The organism is Robinsoniella sp. KNHs210, from assembly GCF_000686105.1.
Classification (GTDB): domain Bacteria; phylum Bacillota; class Clostridia; order Lachnospirales; family Lachnospiraceae; genus Robinsoniella; species Robinsoniella peoriensis.
On the sequence record NZ_JMLZ01000002.1, the window covers coordinates 2,559,212 to 2,580,729 of the forward strand.

The 21,518-nt window shown below is 40.7% G+C and carries 27 protein-coding genes; all 27 read right to left on the reverse strand.

Annotated features, from left to right (window positions below):
* Nucleotide 1 precedes the first annotated feature (1 nt).
* On the reverse strand, nt 2-4,531 hold the full coding sequence (locus CD03_RS36225; protein WP_027294857.1) for a phage tail tape measure protein: 4,530 nt from the start codon (nt 4,529-4,531) through the stop codon (nt 2-4).
* A 15-nt stretch (nt 4,532-4,546) separates the two neighbouring features.
* A complete protein-coding gene (locus CD03_RS37945) occupies nt 4,547-4,723 on the reverse strand; it encodes a hypothetical protein (protein ID WP_156042944.1) in 177 nt (58 codons plus the stop codon).
* A gap of 29 nt (nt 4,724-4,752) precedes the next feature.
* On the reverse strand, nt 4,753-5,094 hold the full coding sequence (locus CD03_RS0118200) for a hypothetical protein (protein ID WP_027294858.1): 342 nt from the start codon (nt 5,092-5,094) through the stop codon (nt 4,753-4,755).
* Between the two features lie 73 nt (nt 5,095-5,167).
* On the reverse strand, nt 5,168-5,782 hold the full coding sequence (locus CD03_RS0118205; RefSeq protein ID WP_027294859.1) for a major tail protein: 615 nt from the start codon (nt 5,780-5,782) through the stop codon (nt 5,168-5,170).
* A 2-nt stretch (nt 5,783-5,784) separates the two neighbouring features.
* On the reverse strand, nt 5,785-6,135 hold the full coding sequence (locus tag CD03_RS0118210; protein ID WP_027294860.1) for a hypothetical protein: 351 nt from the start codon (nt 6,133-6,135) through the stop codon (nt 5,785-5,787).
* A gap of 3 nt (nt 6,136-6,138) precedes the next feature.
* Entirely contained in the window at nt 6,139-6,573 is a 435-nt protein-coding gene (locus tag CD03_RS0118215; protein ID WP_027294861.1) for a hypothetical protein, read from the reverse strand.
* Complete coding sequence (locus CD03_RS0118220; protein ID WP_027294862.1) at nt 6,574-6,912, reverse strand: hypothetical protein; 339 nt, start codon at nt 6,910-6,912, stop codon at nt 6,574-6,576.
* Nucleotides 6,905-7,195, reverse strand: a complete 291-nt coding sequence (locus CD03_RS0118225) for a hypothetical protein (protein WP_027294863.1) — start codon at nt 7,193-7,195, stop codon at nt 6,905-6,907. The genes CD03_RS0118220 and CD03_RS0118225 overlap by 8 nt, the downstream gene beginning before the upstream one ends.
* A 12-nt stretch (nt 7,196-7,207) precedes the next feature.
* Nucleotides 7,208-8,548 (reverse strand): phage major capsid protein, encoded by a 1,341-nt coding sequence (locus tag CD03_RS33985; RefSeq protein WP_052377862.1) that lies wholly within the window; start codon nt 8,546-8,548, stop codon nt 7,208-7,210.
* 1 nt (nt 8,549) lies between these two features.
* Entirely contained in the window at nt 8,550-9,212 is a 663-nt protein-coding gene (locus CD03_RS33990; RefSeq protein WP_044289481.1) for an HK97 family phage prohead protease, read from the reverse strand.
* Nucleotides 9,169-10,437 carry a phage portal protein gene (locus CD03_RS33995; RefSeq protein ID WP_044289482.1) on the reverse strand — a complete coding sequence of 423 codons (1,269 nt, stop codon included), beginning with the start codon at nt 10,435-10,437 and terminating at the stop codon, nt 9,169-9,171. The genes CD03_RS33990 and CD03_RS33995 overlap by 44 nt, the downstream gene beginning before the upstream one ends.
* A complete protein-coding gene (locus CD03_RS0118245; protein WP_027294864.1) occupies nt 10,424-12,175 on the reverse strand; it encodes a terminase TerL endonuclease subunit in 1,752 nt (583 codons plus the stop codon). Before CD03_RS0118245 ends, CD03_RS33995 begins: the two co-directional genes overlap by 14 nt.
* Nucleotides 12,175-12,477: a hypothetical protein gene (locus CD03_RS0118250; protein WP_027294865.1), complete on the reverse strand. Its 303-nt coding sequence runs from the start codon at nt 12,475-12,477 to the stop codon at nt 12,175-12,177. Before CD03_RS0118250 ends, CD03_RS0118245 begins: the two co-directional genes overlap by 1 nt.
* Nucleotides 12,478-12,486: 9 nt before the next feature.
* Nucleotides 12,487-13,437 carry a hypothetical protein gene (locus tag CD03_RS0118255; protein WP_027294866.1) on the reverse strand — a complete coding sequence of 317 codons (951 nt, stop codon included), beginning with the start codon at nt 13,435-13,437 and terminating at the stop codon, nt 12,487-12,489.
* A 14-nt stretch (nt 13,438-13,451) separates the two neighbouring features.
* Nucleotides 13,452-14,585: a hypothetical protein gene (locus tag CD03_RS0118260; protein ID WP_027294867.1), complete on the reverse strand. Its 1,134-nt coding sequence runs from the start codon at nt 14,583-14,585 to the stop codon at nt 13,452-13,454.
* 12 nt (nt 14,586-14,597) lie between these two features.
* Nucleotides 14,598-15,110, reverse strand: coding sequence for a hypothetical protein (locus tag CD03_RS0118265; protein ID WP_027294868.1), 513 nt, complete (start codon nt 15,108-15,110; stop codon nt 14,598-14,600).
* Nucleotides 15,111-15,221: 111 nt separating this feature from the next.
* The gene (locus tag CD03_RS0118270; protein ID WP_044289483.1) at nt 15,222-15,911 is read right to left on the reverse strand and encodes an HNH endonuclease; all 690 of its coding nucleotides are present in this window, start codon (nt 15,909-15,911) and stop codon (nt 15,222-15,224) included.
* Nucleotides 15,911-16,315, reverse strand: coding sequence for a hypothetical protein (locus CD03_RS0118275; RefSeq protein ID WP_027294870.1), 405 nt, complete (start codon nt 16,313-16,315; stop codon nt 15,911-15,913). The genes CD03_RS0118270 and CD03_RS0118275 overlap by 1 nt, the downstream gene beginning before the upstream one ends.
* Nucleotides 16,316-16,327: 12 nt before the next feature.
* A complete protein-coding gene (locus CD03_RS0118280) occupies nt 16,328-16,663 on the reverse strand; it encodes a terminase small subunit (protein ID WP_027294871.1) in 336 nt (111 codons plus the stop codon).
* Between the two features lie 9 nt (nt 16,664-16,672).
* The gene (locus CD03_RS36230) at nt 16,673-17,503 is read right to left on the reverse strand and encodes a LysM peptidoglycan-binding domain-containing protein (RefSeq protein WP_052377863.1); all 831 of its coding nucleotides are present in this window, start codon (nt 17,501-17,503) and stop codon (nt 16,673-16,675) included.
* A complete protein-coding gene (locus CD03_RS0118290; RefSeq protein WP_027294872.1) occupies nt 17,500-17,733 on the reverse strand; it encodes a hypothetical protein in 234 nt (77 codons plus the stop codon). The genes CD03_RS36230 and CD03_RS0118290 overlap by 4 nt, the downstream gene beginning before the upstream one ends.
* Before the next feature lie 2 nt (nt 17,734-17,735).
* A complete protein-coding gene (locus CD03_RS0118295) occupies nt 17,736-18,011 on the reverse strand; it encodes a phage holin family protein (RefSeq protein ID WP_027294873.1) in 276 nt (91 codons plus the stop codon).
* Nucleotides 18,012-18,192: 181 nt separating this feature from the next.
* Complete coding sequence (locus tag CD03_RS0118300) at nt 18,193-18,534, reverse strand: hypothetical protein (protein ID WP_027294874.1); 342 nt, start codon at nt 18,532-18,534, stop codon at nt 18,193-18,195.
* Nucleotides 18,535-18,815: 281 nt separating this feature from the next.
* A complete protein-coding gene (locus tag CD03_RS0118305; protein WP_242849121.1) occupies nt 18,816-20,639 on the reverse strand; it encodes a phage/plasmid primase, P4 family in 1,824 nt (607 codons plus the stop codon).
* A 75-nt stretch (nt 20,640-20,714) separates the two neighbouring features.
* The gene (locus CD03_RS0118310) at nt 20,715-20,927 is read right to left on the reverse strand and encodes a hypothetical protein (protein WP_027294876.1); all 213 of its coding nucleotides are present in this window, start codon (nt 20,925-20,927) and stop codon (nt 20,715-20,717) included.
* Nucleotides 20,924-21,151, reverse strand: coding sequence for a hypothetical protein (locus CD03_RS0118315; RefSeq protein ID WP_027294877.1), 228 nt, complete (start codon nt 21,149-21,151; stop codon nt 20,924-20,926). The genes CD03_RS0118310 and CD03_RS0118315 overlap by 4 nt, the downstream gene beginning before the upstream one ends.
* A gap of 87 nt (nt 21,152-21,238) precedes the next feature.
* On the reverse strand, nt 21,239-21,493 hold the full coding sequence (locus tag CD03_RS0118325; RefSeq protein WP_027294878.1) for a hypothetical protein: 255 nt from the start codon (nt 21,491-21,493) through the stop codon (nt 21,239-21,241).
* Between the last annotated feature and the right edge of the window lie 25 nt (nt 21,494-21,518).

The following is a 21,518-nucleotide window of genomic DNA, read 5'->3' on the forward strand; positions in this document are numbered from 1 at the left end:
CTTATACCCCCCTTGCAAAATTTAATTGGTTTCTTGTCTGTCTGTAAATATCTAATCTGTTTAAAGATTTAGGACTGTTATTGGTCTGGTAGAAATTATAAGTAACCTGCTGCACTCCGCTTTTTCCACTTGCCACTTTTGAACTTAATGCCTGTTTTCTTACGCTGTCCGCAATCGTATTTTTAAAGTTTGCCATGCTCCCCTTAAATCCGTTAAGATATCCGACTCCGGAAAATACTCCCAATTCCTCAAAAACCCGTGATGGTGAATGAATTTTTAAAGATTTTTTGAACTGTTTTACAATGTTGTTCGCAATCTTTTTGACCTGTTTATCTGCCTTTTTCGCCTGTTTCGTCATACCATTCATAAATCCGTCAATTGCATTTTTTCCCGCATTCTGTAAATCTTTGCTCACATTTGCAAATGCCTTGTTTACTTTATCGGTATATTCTGCCTTTATTTCTGCCATCTTCTCCGCATAAAAGGCTTTAGAAATCTGTTTTGCAGTTGCCAGTTTTTGCGTATAGGCATTGTTGTACTCCTGTAATTCTTTTTCGGACATTTGCAATAATCCGGCTGTGAAGTCCACGGCATCCTCTACATTCATCCCGGCAATTTCCTGCATTAACTCTTCGGAAATTTTACCTTTCAGCTTTGTGAGATTGGTTCCATATGTTTTTAAGGTACTGATATCCTTATTAATATCATTCAGGATCATGTTACCGTCTTCATCCCTGGAAAACAGTTCTCCGTAGTCACCTAATTTTGTACGGAAATCTTCTTCCATCTTGGCGATTTCGTCATATTTTGCCTGGGTTTCTTCTGCAATTTTATTAAGCTTATTCGATAAAGCATTTTTTACTTTATCAGCCGCCTTCTCCATTGCAGATGAATAGGCATTAATAACAGATTTACCGGCTTTTGAATACTCTTCTTTTTTCTTCTTTGTGTCAGCTTTAATTTGTTTTATTTCTTTATCAAGCGCCTTTTTATTGGCATTGATCTGCTCATTAATCTGTTCTTTGTTATTCTTTTTAATCTGCTTCTTTAATTCTTTGTTCGCTGCTTCATTTGCCGCCTTTTTCTTGTCAATGCTCTCCTGCTGCCTTTTGTCTTCCCTTGCATTTTGCTTTTTGACATATGCATTTACCGCATTTTCGATATTGGCGGATGATGTGGACATCATCTGTTTAAAACCATCCTCAAAATTTTTCACAGCATTGCTTCCGGCAGTTTTATAATTGCCGTTTGCTTTTAAAGCACTATTGAGCATTTTCTTACAAAGATTATTCAGGGTATTAATTGCGCTCGATGCATTTCTGGCAATACCTACTGCTAAACCTTCCACAAGCATTTTACCAACCTGATCCCGGAAAACTCGTGAAGGTGATTTGATACCAAAAAAGTTTTTAATTCCTTGCAAAACGGTATCGCCAAACCCTTGTATCTTTCCGATCACCCAGTCTGTCATATTTGATATTCCGTTCCATAACCCCTGTACTAAATTGGTGCCAACTTCTAACATTTTTTCAGGCAGGCTCTTTACTCCATCAACTACAACTCTTACTAAATCACTTGCGGCTTGTGCACCCTTTGCCGCTAAATCCGATCCCCATTGAATAACTTTATTTATTGCACCTACAATAGCGTTCCAAATCCTACCAGGTAATGCTTTCACAGTATTAATAACGGTTTTTAAAAATGATGAAGCATTCTCTTTTCCGGTATTAACCATGTTACTACCCCAAGTGACTACCTTTGAGATGGTACTCGTTAACCATTCCCACACCTTACCGGGCAATTCTCGGATAAAATTAATAACCGCATTGATAAACTCCGACGCTTTTTGACGTCCAGTGCTCACAAGATTAGATCCCCAGGATATGACTTTAGAAATTGTGTTTGTTAACCACGTCCAGAACTTCCCAGGTAATTGAGAAATAAACTGTACAACACTAGACACGAATTTTGGTATCTCTGTCTTTGCAAAGTTGATCAATTTCTTGCCAAATTCTAAAACTTTACTTATCACTGTAGCGAGTTTTGAACCAATCTTCGAAGGAAGTTCCGAAAAAAATTGCATTATATTACTGACAAAATTTGTCCCCATTTCTACAGCCTTAGAAACCATATTGGAAGTCCATGTAGCAACGTTGGTAATTACATTTCCCAAAAATGTAGCGATCTTTCCTGGTAAACTGGTAAAGAAATTAATAACAGATGTTATAAAATTCCCTACAGCCGTAACAGCATTATTAAAAGCCGTTGGGATTGTAACCGTGAAAAAGTTTACAATGCTGTTTACGATCCCTCCCAAAAACGTTATGAAGTTGTTAAATGCTGTAGGTATAGTAACAGTAAAGAAATTTACAATCGCATTAAAGGCTGTCATAAATGCAGATTTCACAGTTTCCCACACGCCTATCCAAAAGTTTCTAAACGCTTCGGATTTGTTCCACAATATAACAAATGCCGCCACCAGTCCGGCAATCAATGAAATTATGATACCTATAGGATTTAAGTTCATCACTACATTTAGTGCCGCTTGTGCCCCCGCTAATAATTTCTCAACAGTAACCGCGGCTTTTATTGCCTTAGTAAATGCAATTATTTTTGTTGCTACAAAATATGTCGCTACTGCTGTGCCAACTCCGACAATGTACGGGATTAATTCATTTATCTTCTCGCCAACCTGAATGAATGCTTCTTTAATCTTTGGAATGTGGTCTTTAACATAATCTACAAGTTCTGTGACTGCCGCTTTGAATAAATCAACCCAGGGCGAAACTTTCTCCCATATCCCGCTTGCAACTTCTTCAATCCTACCTATGACGGTTTTAAAAGTTTCAATTATTTGCGGCAAGTTTTCTTTTATCTTTGCAACCAGATCTTTCACACCCTGAACAAATTTACCTATAAATTCAGAAATTTGTGGCTGATATTCGTTGATTAGCCCCCCTACCAGATCCGCAATTTCAACTTTCGCCCCCTGCATACCTAACTTGACTTTGTCTATTCCGTCTTGGGTTGCGTCATATGTCGTTTCTAGCGAACCCGCCGAACCTTCAATTAATTTAAGCATTTCGGAATATTCGAATCTACCACCCTTAATTGCGTCAGCAAGATCCGGTCCGGCTTTCTGCCCGAATACCTCTATAGATTTTGCAGTAGCGCTTGCTATATCGGGGCAAGCCGCAATTTCAGCCAACGTCTTTTTGAATTCTTCTCTTGAATCTTTACCTTCCTTACCCCAGGTTCCTATGGCTTTCTTCATTCCGGAAAATGCTATTTCTGTATTAACACCCGCCTTTTCCCAACCTGAAAAAATAGCAATGGATTCTTCCGTGGTTAACCCTAACGCACGCATCGGTGCACCGTATTTTGCGAGATTTTGTGTCAATGCATCCATTCCGATACCGGATGCCTGGGCGGCTACGGTAAGTTGGTCTAATACGGTTGCATATTCGCTTGAATTAATACCGGCATCCCCCATTGCCCTACTAACAAGCTGTACAGCACCTTTTGCATCTGTTCCCGCAAGATCCGCAAACTTTGTGAATTTTTCTGAACACTTCTCTAATTCAGATCCGGTAAAACCAAATCTCGTATTTACTTCACCTACGGTGTCCCCTAAATCGCTAAATTCACCTATTACAGATTTTGCAACTTTTTTATAAGATGCCTGTAACTCTTCCCCTGCCTTCCCCATTGTTCCGGTTGCTTTGATTACATTGTCAGCACCTTCGTCATACTCCATATAAGACTCAAGTGCCGCCTTCCCCATCTCTTTAATACCGTCAATTGCTTTTCTAATCCCATCCGCAACAAGATTTGCCAATGCGCCTTTAAGTACACTAAAACCGCCGCTTGCCTTATCGCTCGATTCTTCAACTTCCACAAAGCTATCTGACAAATCTTCTGCTGCATCTTCAGCATTTAACAATTCTTTTTTGTTATCGTCCAGATCACCAGACAAGGTCTTGATCTCTTTTGCAAGGTCTTTCGCTTCTTTAGAGTTTTTACCCTGTTCCAATACAACATTTGCGTAAGCTGTTTTTAACTTTGCAAGCTGACTATCCTGTTTAGAGATCGTATCCTTTAATTTATCTAAAGAAGTACGGGAATCGTTGGTTTCATCTGCCATTTTGGATGATGCTGTTTTTACATCATCCAACTTCGTTTTATAATTCTTAAGTTCCGACTCTGTTTTCCCAATGGACGCTTTCTGATTATTAATCTTAATCATTAAGTCCTGCGCGCCTTTGGAATTTTCCCCCTGCTCCTTTGCCACTAAAGCATGTTGTTTTTCTAAAGAAGATAAAATAGTTTTCTGAGAAGAAAGTGTGCTGTCCAGTTGCTTCACTTTTGCGCTTAAACCGTCGGCACTCTTCCCCCAACTATCCATACCGGCAGTCGATGCTTTAAACTCCGAATTGGCAAGTGCGATACTTCTTTTCGCTTCCTGCATCCCGGCTTTAAGTTCCGATATATCCACTTTAAATTTTGTTGTCGTCTCGCTACCCTTCGGCATAATTACACCCCCTTTTTAAAACCAGTTGTCACCGGCTTTCTTTCGGATGACGCCGGGTTTCTTCTTCTCTTTCTTTTCCCGCTCCAATCTGCGGTTCATTCTCTGCACAAGTAAGAAAACCTCATGCGCCGGGTACTTCCGAATCATAATCGGATTCATACCCTTGAACACTTCACAGATCGAATATTCCAAATCAAACAGGACGTCGTAAATCGGGATATTTACGCCTGTTTCTTCACCTTTTTTGTTGCTGTACCTTTTATTTCAGAAAACGCAAATTTAAAGATGTCGATAAATAACGGTACCAGTTCTTTTACTTTGGTCCTTCTTAACTCTTCGTCCGTTACTTCCGGGAAAATATCCTTTAAAAATGGTTTCAGCATACCTATACCATTTTTTACAAGTTCTAAAATATCCCCTTCGTTGCCGTCTTCGTCCAGGCTAAACCCGTCTAACAATGACATAATATCTTCAATCGTCCCAAACATTAAATCGTAAGTGTCCGCCTCATAAGATTTTTCAATTTCCCGTGAATTTTTATATATGTTTAACATTAACTGCATGTTGTTTTCCTCCTTATTTTTAGAAAAGGGCACCTGTTTTTAGTGCCCTTTATGATTTCAATTTACATTTCTATTACGCCGCTGATTTTGCTTTAATGGTATCCGGTGTCTGTACGGTCTTAAAGAAATCCGTAACATTTGCCAGATCTTTACCCAGATCCACGTTGATTGCTTTTGCCACTTTTCCGGTCTTTGTGAATTTATGAGTTGTGCAGATTCCGGTATAAGTTAATTCCTGACCTTCTCCGTCTGTGCCGTCATCCTCTGTTTTATGTGTGGAATCCGGAATGTTAAAGGTTCCCTTTAATCTCCACACAAAGACTTCTTCGCCGTTCGTTTTCTTAGTTTTGTATCCCAGTGCAAAATATTTTGTTTCCCTCACACCTTCCACCAACATACCGGTTGTTTCGTCATACGTCTGCCCTGTTATTTTTGCGATTACAGCCAGGGGGATACCTGCGGTATTGACAGTTACTTCGTCCGATCCTGTAGAACTTACCACGATGGCAGGTACATTATCGTAGTAATGCGGTTCCGAACTGGTTTCGGTAGTTCTCCCCAGTTCCGACATGGGCGCAACGTCGAACACCGCACCTGTCACATATCCCCCATCTGTTTCATTGTCATCTCCGGTTACTTCTGCTGCAACCAGTCCTTCTACACCACGCCATTCAAAAATTTCGTTCATAATTATTTACCTCCAATTGGTTCCCGGTACAGGGCATTCATCCCCCTGCCCGTATGTGTTGGTTCATCACTGGCAACATCGTGCCCTTTGCCAAAAATGAAAAATTTATTGTCTTTTAGTTTCTGCCTTGCTTCTAATAACTTGCTGTATGTTAGTCCCGGGTCGGTACTGTAGAAATTTACATCAAAATCATAAAATGTACAGCTTTCCCGGTTGTCGTAATGTGCACATACACTGGGGTTTTCCCAGAATGTAAAGAAATGCTCTGGATATGTGGCATCTTCTGCCAGGCTCCCTTGCCGGATAACCGGATACCCGAAACTTTCCAGTACGCTAATTAGTAAATCTTCCACGTCCTACCCCCCTAACTTTGTAAATGCTCTGTCGAATGTCTTCTTTTGCAGTTCCTTAACTGCTTTTTTTGTCTTTGCCCCATAGATGGAATCATACAAAGCTTTGTCTTTCGCGGTACCCGGATGCTTTTTAGCGTGCCTGGGTGTGCCATACATAAGAAACACAGATGGAAGTCCCCCACTTTTAAGATCAAAACCGATTTCTATACCTGCTGTAGTCCCTTCCCACTCCACTTTTGCGTTGTCTACTATGGACGCTTCTGTTTTCCCGGTATCTTTGTGTTTCGCCATTGCCGCATGTATACCGGGTGTGAGATAATCGTGCGTATTTTGCAGGGCTTTTTCTGTTGTCTTTTTCAGGTCCCCGCCCATCTTTTCGAATTGTTCCGCATACTCTTTGAATCCCTCAAATTGCAGACCAATTTTGTTTCTCGCCATCTACGCACCACCTTTCACCCGCTGTATCTTCGCTTTTAAAAACTGGTTCCTCATGGAGATGTTTTCCGGGCTTCCCAGAACCTCGTATTCCGCCCCGTCAGCCGTTTTCACACGGCAGTCTGACTTTATATCGGGACGGTACCAACATTCAATTTCTGCGGTATCTACGACGCTGTACAGCCCGTTCACGGTCTGGTCAGTACCGCCAAATGTTTTAAAGCTGCATAAAAATTGTTCTCCGGCAGCAGGGTATACCTTTTTCGGTACACCCTTGACCGTTTTATACTCCGGGATGAGTAATTCCAGTGGAACTATAAAAGGTTCTTTGGGTCTATACATTTTCGCCACCTCTTCCATTCTGTATTAGCAATAGCTGTGTGATTCTTTGCATAAAGTATCTGGAAAATCTTGCTTCCCCTGCACCATAGTTCCACAAATCCATCACTCCCCGGCAGATGATACCCACGGCAGACTCCCCATTGACTGTTGTTTGCTTTAACCCTGCATCAAGTAGGAACTGCTGAACCTCTTCTATATACACATTTAGTGTTGCGTCCTGGTAATCGCCAGATATTCCGGTTGCGTCCTTTACTTTCTGTAAAATGTCAATTTCTCCTACCATGTGCTAATCCTCCTATTTTGCGGCTTTTGTTACCACCCCAGAATCTTTCTTTTTAATCAGGTAACATCCGGCAGTATCCAGGATTTTACCGTCTACAATCGTAAGTCCTTTATTAATCCATTCGTTTGTGTCTTCGTCAAAGTAGCGTTTCATCCCAAACTGCATGTTTGTATTCAGCGCATAGTCTCCCGGTACCCAGAAAATACCAACTACATCCCCTGCCGCTGCTGTGCCAAAATCTGCGATAACATCCGGTTCCACAAAGTCAACGTCTCTCCCGAAAAACTTACCATCTGCGTTGCCAACCGTCAGGTCCGTTGCTTCTTTGTAAAGCGGTCTGTCGTTCTTATCCTTCATCGTGTAAAGGTAAGATTCTACCGTAGATGGAGGGAATAAAAATTCTCCCTGCCCTCTTTTAGCAAGTGGAACAACTGCAAACAGTTTCTTTCTCCATGCTGTCCAGTCTGCAAATTCTTCTTCGGTCATCTCTACTACATTTGTAACTCTGGAATCTTTTGTGATCCCCAGTGGCTGACCTGATCCGGTACCGGAAATAATGACGCTGTCCATCATTTCTACATAAGCTTCCGTCATAATCCGGACAATTTCCTGTTCGAATACTGCCAGGGAAACAACCTGTGAAAGCAAGGTCTGTGCAACCCTGATCTCTCCGATGTTGTAAGAAAATTCGATGAACTCTTTGATTTCTCCGGCTTTCTGCTTACCGGAAACTGTAGTTTCTGTGATCCACTTAAACTGTGCTTTTAATTTGGAAATTGGGAACTTAATACCGCCCTGAACATTAAGTTTCCGAACCTTTGCATAGATCTTGCCGCGGACCTTAGAAACTTCTTTGATAAATTCGTTCATGATTGTGGATGGGATAATGGCACCTAAATCTGTAGAAACAGTAGTTCCTGCATCCCCTCCGGCACGCTGTAAAATATCCCCTGTAATTGGTGCACCGGTCTGAACATAATTCTTAAATGCAGAACGGTATTCTACAGATGAAAACGGCTCCTGACGTTCCTCTGTCTGTGCAGGATCTCCGTTTGTATTCTGGCGGTATGCAGCCATAGGTACGAAACTTCTTGTCGCCCCTGCGGGCAAATTACTGCGCTGTGATGGATCATCCACAACGTGACCGCCATCTCCTGCGCCTGCCGGATCGTCTTCGCTCAAGCAGTTAATTTCTTCCTGTGTTTCCTCGATCTCTTCCGTCAGTTCACCCAACTGTTCATTGATACCCCTTACTTCTGCGGCATCATTGGACGCTAAAGCCCTGGCTTTTAAATCTTCATTTTTCTTTTTCAATCTTGCCATTCTTTTCTCTAATACTTTTTTTCTTCCCATTCTAAAATCCTCCTGTTATAATTTTGGTTTTTAATTTTAATAGTTCCAATTCTTCGCCAGTCTCCACCGACGTTTCACTCCGCTGTTCCCTTGCAGTCTCCACCGCATGTCTGGCGCTCTCCAACGTCTCTTTACAGCGTGCATTTATTTCTGTATCGCCATAAGCCGGGAAAGTAACCGCCGACACTTCAATGACGCTTGAAATACTTCTTATCCTCCTTGTGGGATGATCCGATTCCAGGTTCTCCCACTCTTCTGTATCTATGGAGAACATAAATGACATTCCCGTTATGTCTCCCCGGATCACTGCCGAATACAGGTTTTTTGCTTCTGTATTATTTTCGATATCCAGATTTACCCGGATAGCAAGCCCGTTTTCATCGACGGACAACTGCATGGTACTGTTTACATTGTTCTTTCGGCTCCTTGCCAGTGGTATTTTACTGGTATCGTGGTTTACCAGAAACCGAACGTCTGTCAAGTCCGTATGATCCAGTGCTCCACGCTCTATGATTTCATCGAACCAACCCAAATTGGTTTTTGATTCATAAACAATCGGGCGCCCGGTTATATATGTCCCGGTATCATCGTTTTCCGCTCTTACCTCGAATAAATAACCTCTACTCTCTAGGGGTTTCTTCTCCGTTGTCTTCTTCGCCGCCATCTTCTTCACCCTCCTTCTTTTTCTGATCTATCTGATATTGATTTGCAATATTTACATCCACATAGTTTAAAGACTGTTTCCGCATTCCCTCTAATTCCGGTAACGGTGGTAATCCCAGGAACACACGCTTTTCGTTCTCGAACAATGCGCCGCTGTCTCCCAGTAACCGGATCATTTCCAGTGTTTCTTTCGTGCTCATAAACACCAGGTCTTTCGGGAAAAATTTAATCTTATTTCCGAAACTTCGTTCTCTCTGTGTAAACAGTGCTTTTGTAAATGCCTGTGACATTTTAATTACCAACGGTTCCAACGTTTTTTGGTAAAATGCTTCATATTGGGCGGGTGTATAATCTCCGGTTAGAATTGGCAGTGAAACACCATAATTTCTAATTATCTTTTCGTCAATGAATTTTAATGTGTCAGAGTCCACAAGCTTGATCTTCCGGTCAATCGGGGAGAAACTGCCCTTTGTGTCCAGTCCCAAAATTCCACTTTCGTTATTTCTTAACTTCTTTTCCAGTTCCTTTATGTTTGCGTCCACGGTACCGTCATCCAACAACGTGTCGTATTTGACTACGGCATTGACGGCAAAACTTGCTTTCATTGCCTTTGCAACGCCCTGCAACATGGTGTCGTTAAGATCCAACGTCTTTAGAAGTGCTTCATTATCCGGCTGACCGGATTCATTACCGCCCATAAATTCATTAACACTGAACTTATGCCGGATGTGGATAACATCCGAGTACCGGATTGTGGTTTCATAGTTGTTCGCAAAATGTAATTTTACAAACATTTCCCCGGAACCGTCCTCTATGAAATCCACAAACGACGGCTGAACCGGATACAGCCCGTCAAAGCGGCGCCTGAGTGTTCCATCTTCTCCCACCCATGTGTAAAAGGTCGGGATAATGAACGAATTGTAATTAAAGAACAACTGCCATGTAATTTTTTCTAAAAAATCACTGGTTGTCATAAGCGGATTAGGGTTGTTTAGGACTGTCTGAATGTCTCCGTTTACCACAGTGCTATCCATGCCAGTTTCACGAATGTGCGAAGGTCTTAATTTCCCCATTTCCTGCACAATGCAGTTTACAGACTGCTGTACAGCATCCGATTTGTAAACGTCTTCCCCGAACTGACTGAATATCGGTGCGAATCCATTCATTGTGTCTACATATTTATAGTTTGCACTTGACTTTCGAAAAAGCTTGCTAAATATCCCCATTGTCTTTCACCGCCTTTCTTTTATTTCTGTTTTCTATGATCTGCCTAAACTCTGTCCGGTTCCTCCGGAACGTTTCGTACAGAATAATTGTGGTCACTGCCCCGTCAATCCTCTTTGCCGATTCCGATTTCACACATAAACACTGCCCGTAATCATCCACTTTCACACCTGCATTCTTAAAGCACCAACGGTCAACCTCATTTTCGTTATAATTTATAAACTGGTGTTTTAGATCTGCTTCCACAAGCTTCATAGCGTTGCTTAAGGTCTGCGCATTCTGTAGAATCAGAATCATGCTTTCGTCTCCCTTCGTCCATCCGTAATGCTCCATACGGTTTAAAAATTCTTTAGAGAATCGCTGATCATATCCACATTTCCATAGTCTTATATCCCATTCCAGATACAGCTTGTAAAACCAGTCTGCCACTAAAGACAATTCAATGTCATTCCCCTCCGTAATGGTCATGAGTCCGGCTTTCGCCCACTCTTTGTATTTCGCACCTGCGCTTTTATCGTCAGATTCTTCCAGTTTCCCCCGGGGAATCCAGTAATGCGTATGGATGTATTTTGTAAGGTCGCCCGGTTTCATTAACAGGATTTTTGCACAGCATAAATCTGTCGTTTCCGATAAATCCACTCCGCCGATGCAGATATTTCCCCTGAACTCTTCCAGGTCAAACACTGCTTTGTATGTGTAATCTTCCAGATCAAGCCAGGAAGCAACACCGTTCTGCTTTATATTAAAATCCTTGCTTAAAACAAATATTCTGTCAGGTTTGGAATCCCTTGCAACGTCGATCTGTTCCTCCAAATAGTCCCAACGTTTTACAATACCGAGTGTTGGGTTACTTTTCATCCAATATCGGTTTTCCCGGTTTCCTTCCCATACCTCCTGCTCACTGTCCTGTGTGTACAGCCAGGGTAGAAAACGCTCTGCTGCCCTGCTGTCATCCTCACCGTAAATAATCTTGCGGGCTTTGATTAATTCATTGTCCAGGTATCCATCAACCACAAACCCCTCTGTCGTAATGTTTATAAACTTCGGGTTTTCTTTAAGGGACTGCGACTGCTCTATGGATTTGCCGATTACATCCTCCTGCATCTCGTGGGTTTCGTCCACGATTGCGAAGTTGATGTTCCGCCCCTCTTTATTTCTGGTACGGTCAGACATTTTAAAGATCTTGGTATTGGTAACTTTATTTAAAATGAATCTTTGATTTCTTTTTGAGTCCAGATCATCCGGATCAACCAGTTTCCGCATTAAATCAATTGCATCAAAGGTGATTGACGCCTGACTGTCATCGTTGGAAGAACACACAATGTCAGATCCGGGGTTTCCGGTTGCAAACTCCGCGTCTGCAAGAGCAGAACACAATTCTGACTTTGTATTCTTTCGCGCTATCAGTAACATGATCTTTTTAAATCTTTCCAGGTAAGTATCCGACATTTTAAAGCTGTACATTGTTTCAATCAGGGCTTTCTGCCAGTCCATGAGTACCATTGGTTTGTTATAAAATGGGTCTTTCGTAAGCCTGATACAATTCTCCATAAAGTCCATTCTAAGAAGTGCCTTTTCTGTGTCATAAAAATACCTGTCATCATGCAAATCATCATTCAGATTTTGCAATTCAAGCGCAAGATCTTGCCCGATCACATAAATACCGCACTCACACTTTTCTTTATACAGTAATAAACTTGAATTGTCAGGCGTCCAGATCTTCTTTTCCTGGATTAACATTACCCTTCACCGTTCCTTTTCCGGAACCATTCTCTAAGTGGACTATCCTGGTCACTTCCACCATCTTTACAGAATGTACCGAACAGTTTTATACAGTTCGAATACTGTTGTAAAAGTTCTTTGTACTGTTTGGCAGCAGGTGTGGCTTTCTGTAATTCCGGATTGTCCGGATTAATACGAATGAAAGGGTACTTTTTAAGATTATCAAGTTGATTTTCCAGGAAAACAATGTCTTCCACCAGTTCAATAACTATTTCCTGCTTATCTTCTACCAATTTAAGTAATTGTTCTTTTCTGGTCATAAATCCCCCTTATGCGTGTATTTCACCAGTTGTTTGATATGAGAATTGAAACCTATGCCATCCAGGGCTTATGTTTAATGTAGGTATAATATAGAAAGCATTATTATACACCGAACAACTTACCTGAAACTGAATGCCTGTATCGTATACTAACAATCTAGTATCATTATCTGTGATGGGGGTATAATAGCCCGTAAAATACATTCTTGTATATGCCGTAATTGCCGCATTTGTCTGAAAGCTAATATCCGCAAAACATCTATTGCCGATCATCTGTTGTGTACTTAGATTTCTGGATATTCCGGCGGTACCAGATTTGAAGTTCAACGCGCTACCAACTGTCGGAGAACCTGCGCCTGAATACGTAACCCATTTACCCCAGGACTTATAAAAACCTCTTACATTAATAAGTCTCCCATTAAAGTCAGTCATCGTCTGTGTTATTACGTCTTGATTGACCATGACATCAAGCCATCCGGTTAAATTCGATCCCGGACCGTTTAACATTGTCTCTGTTCCGCTCCGGTGAATTATATAACGCCCTGCTACCGTATACTTATTAAAGTCAAGCGAGTTAAAATAATCTGTAGCAACACCTGCCTGATTTAAGGAACCAATTACCTGCCACCGGCTGCTGTAATATACGAAACTCACAATGTCATCCGCTTGAATTGCTCCGATGCACAACGGTTTATTATTATAGTAAATTGGTTTTGCTCCGGTAGACGATACATTTAATGTGCTATTTGCAGTGTCTATTGCGTACCCGAATCTTACCGTTATCACGGTACCAGTAATCAACGTTTTTATCCCTGATATTGATACTGTTTTTGCCGCTGTTGTACTGCCAGTTCCGCAATACGCCCACCCATTTACATTGGATGCCACACTACTACTTACATAATTTTTAACTTTAGTCCATAATGTCGGTAAGTTTGTATTATCTAAATATTTTGCCATAAGCCGTCACCATCCTATACGCAAATTGCGTCAATATCGCTTGCAGTCATGGATGTGATCTGAAAAATTTCTCCCAAGCTATCCCATCTTGTACCGTCCCATGCAACATTTGCACCTGGTCCACCGTATACCGACGCCGCTACGATGTTGTAGACATCTCCTGTTACCTGCCCTGTAGTGGGTAGTTTTGTTGCATCTGCTACAGAACCTTTATATTTGTACATTCCTGCTATATCTGCTTTCAGAGCATATGTACTGGCTGCCCCGAATGCTGCTAATTTATTTTTTTCGGTAGTGGTATAGTCATTAGTGGATAGTCCTTTTCCCGTAACCTTATCCACTTTTCCGTCCAACTGATTTCCTAATTCGGATACACCATCCATGACATTCGCAATCATTTCCTGGACTACTTTTCCCGCCAATGGGTTGGAGGACTGATTTACCAAACTTTGCTCTACTATTACTTTTGTTGCGCCAGTCGCAATACCGTTAAGCTTTGTCTTATCTGCCGCCGCCATTAAACCGTTTGCTGTTGTCGTAGCCACCGCTGTACTGGCTTTGCTATTCCATGTATTTTTTTCAGTATCTGTAGCAAATCTGTGTGTAGCATCCTGGGTGATCATAGTCGCCGGGTGGGTGGATGGATGCACATAATTATTTGCGTTTGCCGCAATTCCTGACAACTTTGTCTTTTCTTCCGTTGTAAAATGTTCAACAGGTTTCCATGCGTCCCATGTGGTTGCACTAACTCCGCGGGATCTTATATAAAACTTGTTATCATCTATACATAACTGCGTACTTTTATAATTGGCAATACACACCAACACCGTCACGGGGTGCCCTGATACCGGACCATTCTCAACCCCTGATGATGTTATATAAATACCAAATTTTCCTTGATTATAAAGTGTATCTAAATCATCATCTCCAACCTCACCCTTCGAAAATTTAAATTTACCATCTAATGCATTTTGTGTTGCTGTAGAAATTGGTTTGTTTAAATCACTGGTATTATCTACGTTGTTCAATCCAATTTGGCTTTTGGTTAACTGGTGTGGGTTATTTCTGTTATTTATATGTGAGTTTACTAAGGATTTAATTTTGCTCCAAACCGAAGCAAGACCATTTTCCTCTAAATATTTTGCCATTCCTTTTCCCTCCTATATTAAAATCCGGTCAATATCTTCTTGTGTCATACTTTCTATTTCCCCGCCTTTGCTTGATAGATTACCGTCGCCCTCAATGTCCAATCCATTCCCGATCTTTACAACACCTAAACTATCCCGCGTGGCAATCGGTACTCCGGTTGTATTCTTTATAAATGACCTTAAAATGTAACCTTTTTCGGTCTGCTGCTTAATTAGAAGATTTCCGACATCCTGAACCTGATTACATAAGAAATACAATGTTATAACACTTCCTGCACCACCAATATTAAGGGTAAACTGCAGGTGATCTATAAAACATTCTTTTGGGATCTCGACAAGGAAGCTATCGCCCTTTTTCACATACGATAGGTTCTTACTATATCCGCCATCAAGAATATTGAATGTTAAAGAATCGTAGGTAGGGGAATGTGCTTCCACAAAAAGTGTGTTTGTCTTATCATGTACAGTGGCAATGCAGTCACAAATACCGCCGCGGTCTATATCTAAGATTAAAGTATTTTTCACTTTATCTTCCCCTTTCCTTTTTCATCAAATTTTCAAATCTTAAAAATCTCAATTTTTCATTTTCTGCGGCAATTTAGCACTCCCTAACAGTCCCCCGCTGACTAAAAAATTTTAAGGAGTAGGGGGCGTATAGCGGTCAAACCATTCGAGAATAAATCTCTCCCATTCTTTTTTGTCCCGGTCATTCGAATGATTGAGTCGTAACAAACATTCTTCTTTCGGAACATCTATGAAGATATCCTGTGCGCCCAACATATACACAAGTCTTTCCCGCTCTGATATAAGAGGATAACCCCCGATGACATAAGCATTTGTCCATTTACCAGTCCGGTGTTTAACCTGATCGATAAGTGCATCCCTCACAAGGAATACATTTCTTTTTATTCTGGCAGGCTTTATATACCTATCCATACCACTAATGCATTGCCATATTGAATCAATGTCTACGATCAAGTCACCTTCGTTCATGTTCTCCTTAACCCAGGTGGTCTTACCACTTAGCGGCGCGCCCCACACTACATACACTCTGCGTTCATACCCGCCTAACTTATTGTGTATCTTGTTATGGCATCTGTGATGCACGAACAGTATATTGTCTGGGTTAAGACTAACCGTAACATCATTGACATTGCTCTCAGTGAGCTGCTCCACATGATGACCTATACAGTCATAAGCCCTTACAATAGGCTTACCACAATAGGCACATAGAAGCTGTCCCTCTGCATTGAGCCGCTGTGCTTTTAGGATCGGCAGCAGTGCTTCCCACTTCTTACTCTTATAGAAGTTCTGTAGTGTGTACATTAAGATTCACCTAATACTAACAATCTAATTTGTATAGTGTCAAACTCACAAGTCTTCCCGCTGTCTCCTGAGCCTAAGATATCACACGAAAAGATAAGACTACTCACTCCCCATGTTATAGAATGTGAAAACAAATACCCGGCACTTGCTGAGTTGTCTTCTTTTGCATCTGCATGCAGATCTAAATAAATGGGGACTTTTGTTATCCCTGGCTTATAATTAAACATGGCACTTGCCGCTAATACAAAGCTGTTGAAGTATGACCATCCTAGTGGTAAAGGGATCTCCTGACGTATATTTCTACCGTTACTCGGTACATTTATTGTATATTTTGGTGTAAAAAAATATTGTGACTTTGGAAACACTTCTACCTTATGTTTATTATCATCAAATCCATATGTCAATTTATTACCTCCTTACCATTCACTTAAGAATGCGCCTTTACTTTTTGCTAATAGTTCGGACGCCCTTATCCGGTCAGACGTCCGATAACCTTTGTTTTTTATACACTCTGTCCAGAACTCCTGTATATCTAACAGTTCCATAATGTCCCGCACATGGTTCTCTCTACTGTTTAAATATCTGATGTATTCCTGCACATCTTGACGCGCAACCAATTTGTGAGCGTTGCCCCTGGCATAGCTTTTGCTATAACCTGCTTCGATGGCGGAACGCTCTGCATTCCCGGCGCATTTACCGCTGTAATTAATTGCAAACAATTGCAACTGTGGTTTAATTTTAGGTTCTTCCATAGGCACAACCTACTTACTTAATTCCTTCCATGTAGCAGGTCCCACAATACCGTCAATTTCTAACCTGTGGATCTCCTGGAAATTACGCACTTCCCGGTTCGTATTTCCTCCGAACTTTCCGTCGGCTTTCTTAAGACCGTACTTTCGGGCAATTAGGTTTTGCTGTAATTTCTTTACATAATCCCCCTTACTCCCTTTGCGTAACGTCGGATATCCGGATACGTCGATAACGTCCTTAAGTTTAATTGTCTGCCCCACATTAATTACATTTGCGTCTTTGATCCGGTTAAGTTCTACCAGATATTTAACGGTTGTTCCGTATCTGTTCGCAATACTTGATAAGGTATCGCCAGATTTTACAATGTACACATCTGACGTGTTTAAATTAGTATCCGGCGGAACTGTTGCATTGTTTTTGTATTTGGGTACACCATAGCCCATAATTACAGATGATCCTACCGCATAACTTTTTCTACGGCACTGATCCCCGCTGTTCCCTTCTATTGTATAAACTACTCCGCCAGTACATCTTTCCACAATTCCGGTATGGTCAGATACTCCGTCGTTCTCCCAGTCAAACATAATAATGTCACCCGGACTCGGTTTATAGTTTCTTCCCTGCCAGATCCCTTGCGCTTTGAACCAGTTAACTGCCGTCGGACAATAACAGTAATTAAAGCAAACGCTTTTCTCCACTCCCGCCTGTCTTAACACCCAACTTACAAAACAGGCACACCACGCTACCCGGTAACTAAACCCATACCATGACCAGAATTTCTGACCGCCCACGTTCCCGATCTGCTGTGCTGCAATACTTACAACTTTCTCTCTATCTGTCACTTTTCTACCTCCTTAATATCTTCTTTGATTTCGTCAATGTTGCGCCATACCGTCTTGATATCTCTTTCTAAAATTGCAGTACGTTCCACAACACTGTTATGTTTTTCCACTTTCTTCTCTAACTGCTGTATCCGGTAGGATGACATCTGGTTTGCTTTCCATATCCCGGCAAAACTACCAACCAGTGTACCTACCAGAGCCAGTAAAGCAACTATGATTTCTGCATCCATACTTATTCCGCCTTGTGTTGCTGTTTAGAAAGCTGATTCACAAATACCGATGCACCCGCACATAAGATTCCCTGTGTAATTGCTGTAAATAATCCGATGACCGTAACCCCTTCGGTACCACCAACATACATACAGGATAAAATAACACCCGCTACTCCGATAATCCACGGAATGAACTTATCTTTAAATTCCGATCTCTTGACTGCCGCACCTAAAATGTAAAGTACCGGCACCAGTATTAAAAGTTCCGGCTTAATGTAATTCTGTAAAGCTTCCATGCAATTTCCCCCTTATTCGTTAATTGATGTTCTAAGTATAGCAATTCCTCCCATGCATTTTTAGAGTGCGCTAATGCACGCTACTGCGCCTGACATCCCCTAAAGCGTTTAAACGCTCATACACAAAGAAAGCGTGACAGGTATACATTTCACCTACCACGCTCTAAAAGCCTGTCATTCCCTATATTAATGCGTCCTCACCGCATGATAAATGCAGTTGCAGTGCTAGACGCTTTTTATTACGTATAATTGTAGAATCATCCACGTCCATATCTTCCGATATAGCTTCCAGAGTGACATTATCACGGTAGAATAATGGAATGATTTTAAAGTATTCATCGTGCGCTATATCCTGCAAAGCTTTTTTCAGTTCCGGATCATTTACACATTTTTCTCTATAGAATGTAAATAATCTTTCTGACATTTCTTTATATGCAGGCGTCTTCCAGTCTCCGTACATATCCTGTTTTTTTATTTGTAATACTGTTTCCGCAACAATTTTTTTAATATGTTCCTCGGTCAAAACCGTTTTCCACCTCATTTCTGTAGTCAATTTGTAATCGTAAATTTAAGTAAAAATCACTCTCAAACCCGCATGGTTGCTACATTCTTTATCGCTTTAACGTCACACAGTTATTAATATATATATAAATTTCTTATTATATAATAATATAAAAAATTTTTTATAGTTAAAAACATAAAAGATGTTGAGAAAACCTGTAGTACCCGTAGTAACCCTCATAAACACTGGAAAGTAAGCGTAGTAAACCCGTGGTAATTGCGTGGTAAAGTGTGGTAAATTAGTTATTTAATGAAAATACGTACCGATTTGTAACCAATTCGCCTACTTTCCGACTTTACATTAAAATGTTGCATTACCCTTTTTGAAAATTCTATTCTACCCACTGCCTTTAAACCGTTCACATTACAAAACTCATTGTATTTATAATATACATCCGCAACAGGTTGCCGTAACACGTCATTTTTTTCAATTTCATTAAAAAATATAAGTATTGGATTATTCATCTCGTTATACTCTTCTACCAACTGTTTACACTTTTCAGGTTCCGTAAATTCCCGGTTCTGCAATATACGTTTTAATCCCGCCAGTGCAACATTAATGATATGGCTCATTACTTCCTCCTGCATTAATTTGTGCTTTATGAACGGGTCATATCCCTCACTCCCAGGTTCGAATGTCGCTTCGAACGGTATTAAGATCATACGATCTTTTACTGCGCCTGTTTTATCTTTTATGTGCGGCATACTATTACAAGAAAATAGCAATTTTGCATAGTTATTAAAATCAAACGGGTTTTGACCTTTCCGCTCTACGTTAACTCTGTTACCGGATACCAGTTTTTTAAATACGGCAGGGTTTGTTATAAAATCATCTGAGATATCATCACCGATATTCGCCAACTTAGATACTAATTCAGATGTTTTAAAACGGTCATTCAGTTCCTTAACATCTAACGCGGCGATGTTTTCATCTCCTAGCAAGTAATTTATAACTTCTAGAAATGTACTTTTGCCGTTTCTTTTTTCCCCGGTTAGAATAAAGCATTTCCTTAACTCCGAACAACTTCTGTAAAAACAATAACCGATCATTTCTTCCAATAGCATTTTGATTTCTTTATCCCCGCACGCCAGACTTAAAAATGTTTTGTCGCAAACTTCCGAGTATGCATCCGGATCATAGTTGTGCGGTATCCGGTTTGTAATAATATACTGATCGGAAAATTCCCCGAAACTGCCATCTACAATATTATAAACACCATTTTTAAAAGCAATATAATTAGCGGAAGACGCCCGTATATTATCCGTAATGCTTACACTTAAGTACTTTAAAACCTCTACTCTTTGCCGGCTTGCCAATGTAGGGATTAATCCAATCATAGCAGCTTCTATTTTTTCCGATCCTTCTTCATAAATCCCGTCTTTATATATGTGTAAGTTGTTGTTTATCTTTACTATGTGCCTGTTATTCTTTAAATACGTTGCAAATTCGTTGAATAAAAAAGTATTCTTCTTAAAGAAGATCGGCTTTGAAAATGCTTCATCCCGCAAGATCACTTCCAGTTCATCAGCAGGAAGCGGATCTTTAAGGACATATTTATTAATGATCTGAATACATTCTCTGGCTTCTTCCACACTAAAGTCTGCGGCTTGTAATGTTAAAATGTACCGGAATAATGCATCATTCCTGCCGCCGCCCGCTTCCATTTCTAAAAAGTCCATGGATGTGCATATCGGATACAGCCATCTGGGAACGCTGCTATACTCTTCATCTTCAAAGATGTCGTATATTACTTCGCGTTCCCGTCCGTTATATTTCCGGATACAGTAACTTGCAAGTTTCCCCACTTTTATATCCACGTGCAACCCTATTGCAACTAATTTGTTAGTTTTGCAACGCTCCATGCCGCTATTTTTAAATAGGAAGTGTTTTCCCTTATCCGTTTCATACACCCGGCAGTTAATTTGCAGTTCGTCTATGATATCCATTAATATTTCTGACTCTTCGTAATTGTCCAGATCCACCAGAACGGCATCTTCTGCCAAAATCCCGGCGTACTCTTCCAGGTCCTTAACCTGCTCATACGTGTGTAATTGCTTCGACGTCATCCCTTTAAAGGGGACTAAGCATTTTTTATTTTTTGTCGGCACGTACCCTTTAAAAAATTCGTCCATTTCTTACCCTCACTTTTTGTGGCATTTTATGACATTCGATGTGATCCGACTTATCCTCGCCCTACGCTGACTTTCTTTTATCCCGATCCGCTCCGTAAATTGTGTCAGATCCCGTTTACGCCGAATCTCCATATTCTGTGCATAAACACTTTTATACTTTGCACAAATACCATGACATCCCACTTCCCGGTCCTCACACCCCTGACATGGATAACTTATCATTTTTCAATCTCCCATTGATATGGATTTTCTAAAAGACACATACCGTCTGCTCCCTGATACTTACAATCTGCACAGGCTTGCTTATTTTTACAATAGTCCATAACTAATTTTACGGATAGCCTGAGTAATTCCTCGGTTGGTTCAACGTAATTCATGTTAAAACCTTTCTCAAATCCCTTTCTCAATATATCACCCAACTCTCTACTTGCCATTGATTCACCCATTATATACTCCTTTCTTAGTTAAATTTAAAATTCTATTAACAGCGTGTTCAAATGAGCCCAATAACTCGTAAACCCACTCTTTCCTAATCACACAACTGTTTCCTCCCCAAATATTTCTGGCAACTCTTTTGCCACAATGCTGCTATAGCGGCTTACTGTTTTAAGATTTTCCCGGGCTAATGTAATATTTGGGTTCCGGTTTATTTGGTAAAATTCCCATTCCGGCGATCCCCCCTCCTGCACGCTTAATAACTTTCTTTTATATTCCTCGCTATACTCTATTTCCCCTTTGGCTACTTCCAAGGAAGAAATCATAAAATCGATTTTTTGTTTGATATTCACTTTCATTCCTCCTAGTTTAAATTTA

Bases quoted from the DNA above. Each gene is read 5' to 3' on its own strand.
- CD03_RS36225 (WP_027294857.1), bottom strand. From the start codon at position 4,531: ATGCCGAAGGGTAGCGAGACGACAACAAAATTTAAAGTGGATATATCG.
- CD03_RS0118200 (WP_027294858.1), bottom strand. From the start codon at position 5,094: ATGCAGTTAATGTTAAACATATATAAAAATTCACGGGAAATTGAAAAA.
- CD03_RS0118205 (WP_027294859.1), bottom strand. From the start codon at position 5,782: ATGAACGAAATTTTTGAATGGCGTGGTGTAGAAGGACTGGTTGCAGCA.
- CD03_RS0118215 (WP_027294861.1), bottom strand. From the start codon at position 6,573: ATGGCGAGAAACAAAATTGGTCTGCAATTTGAGGGATTCAAAGAGTAT.
- CD03_RS0118220 (WP_027294862.1), bottom strand. From the start codon at position 6,912: ATGTATAGACCCAAAGAACCTTTTATAGTTCCACTGGAATTACTCATC.
- CD03_RS0118225 (WP_027294863.1), bottom strand. From the start codon at position 7,195: ATGGTAGGAGAAATTGACATTTTACAGAAAGTAAAGGACGCAACCGGA.
- CD03_RS33985 (WP_052377862.1), bottom strand. From the start codon at position 8,548: ATGGGAAGAAAAAAAGTATTAGAGAAAAGAATGGCAAGATTGAAAAAG.
- CD03_RS33990 (WP_044289481.1), bottom strand. From the start codon at position 9,212: ATGGCGGCGAAGAAGACAACGGAGAAGAAACCCCTAGAGAGTAGAGGT.
- CD03_RS33995 (WP_044289482.1), bottom strand. From the start codon at position 10,437: ATGGGGATATTTAGCAAGCTTTTTCGAAAGTCAAGTGCAAACTATAAA.
- CD03_RS0118245 (WP_027294864.1), bottom strand. From the start codon at position 12,175: ATGTTAATCCAGGAAAAGAAGATCTGGACGCCTGACAATTCAAGTTTA.
- CD03_RS0118250 (WP_027294865.1), bottom strand. From the start codon at position 12,477: ATGACCAGAAAAGAACAATTACTTAAATTGGTAGAAGATAAGCAGGAA.
- CD03_RS0118255 (WP_027294866.1), bottom strand. From the start codon at position 13,437: ATGGCAAAATATTTAGATAATACAAACTTACCGACATTATGGACTAAA.
- CD03_RS0118260 (WP_027294867.1), bottom strand. From the start codon at position 14,585: ATGGCAAAATATTTAGAGGAAAATGGTCTTGCTTCGGTTTGGAGCAAA.
- CD03_RS0118270 (WP_044289483.1), bottom strand. From the start codon at position 15,911: ATGTACACACTACAGAACTTCTATAAGAGTAAGAAGTGGGAAGCACTG.
- CD03_RS0118280 (WP_027294871.1), bottom strand. From the start codon at position 16,663: ATGGAAGAACCTAAAATTAAACCACAGTTGCAATTGTTTGCAATTAAT.
- CD03_RS0118290 (WP_027294872.1), bottom strand. From the start codon at position 17,733: ATGGATGCAGAAATCATAGTTGCTTTACTGGCTCTGGTAGGTACACTG.
- CD03_RS0118295 (WP_027294873.1), bottom strand. From the start codon at position 18,011: ATGGAAGCTTTACAGAATTACATTAAGCCGGAACTTTTAATACTGGTG.
- CD03_RS0118305 (WP_242849121.1), bottom strand. From the start codon at position 20,639: ATGACGTCGAAGCAATTACACACGTATGAGCAGGTTAAGGACCTGGAA.
- CD03_RS0118310 (WP_027294876.1), bottom strand. From the start codon at position 20,927: ATGATAAGTTATCCATGTCAGGGGTGTGAGGACCGGGAAGTGGGATGT.
- CD03_RS0118315 (WP_027294877.1), bottom strand. From the start codon at position 21,151: ATGGGTGAATCAATGGCAAGTAGAGAGTTGGGTGATATATTGAGAAAG.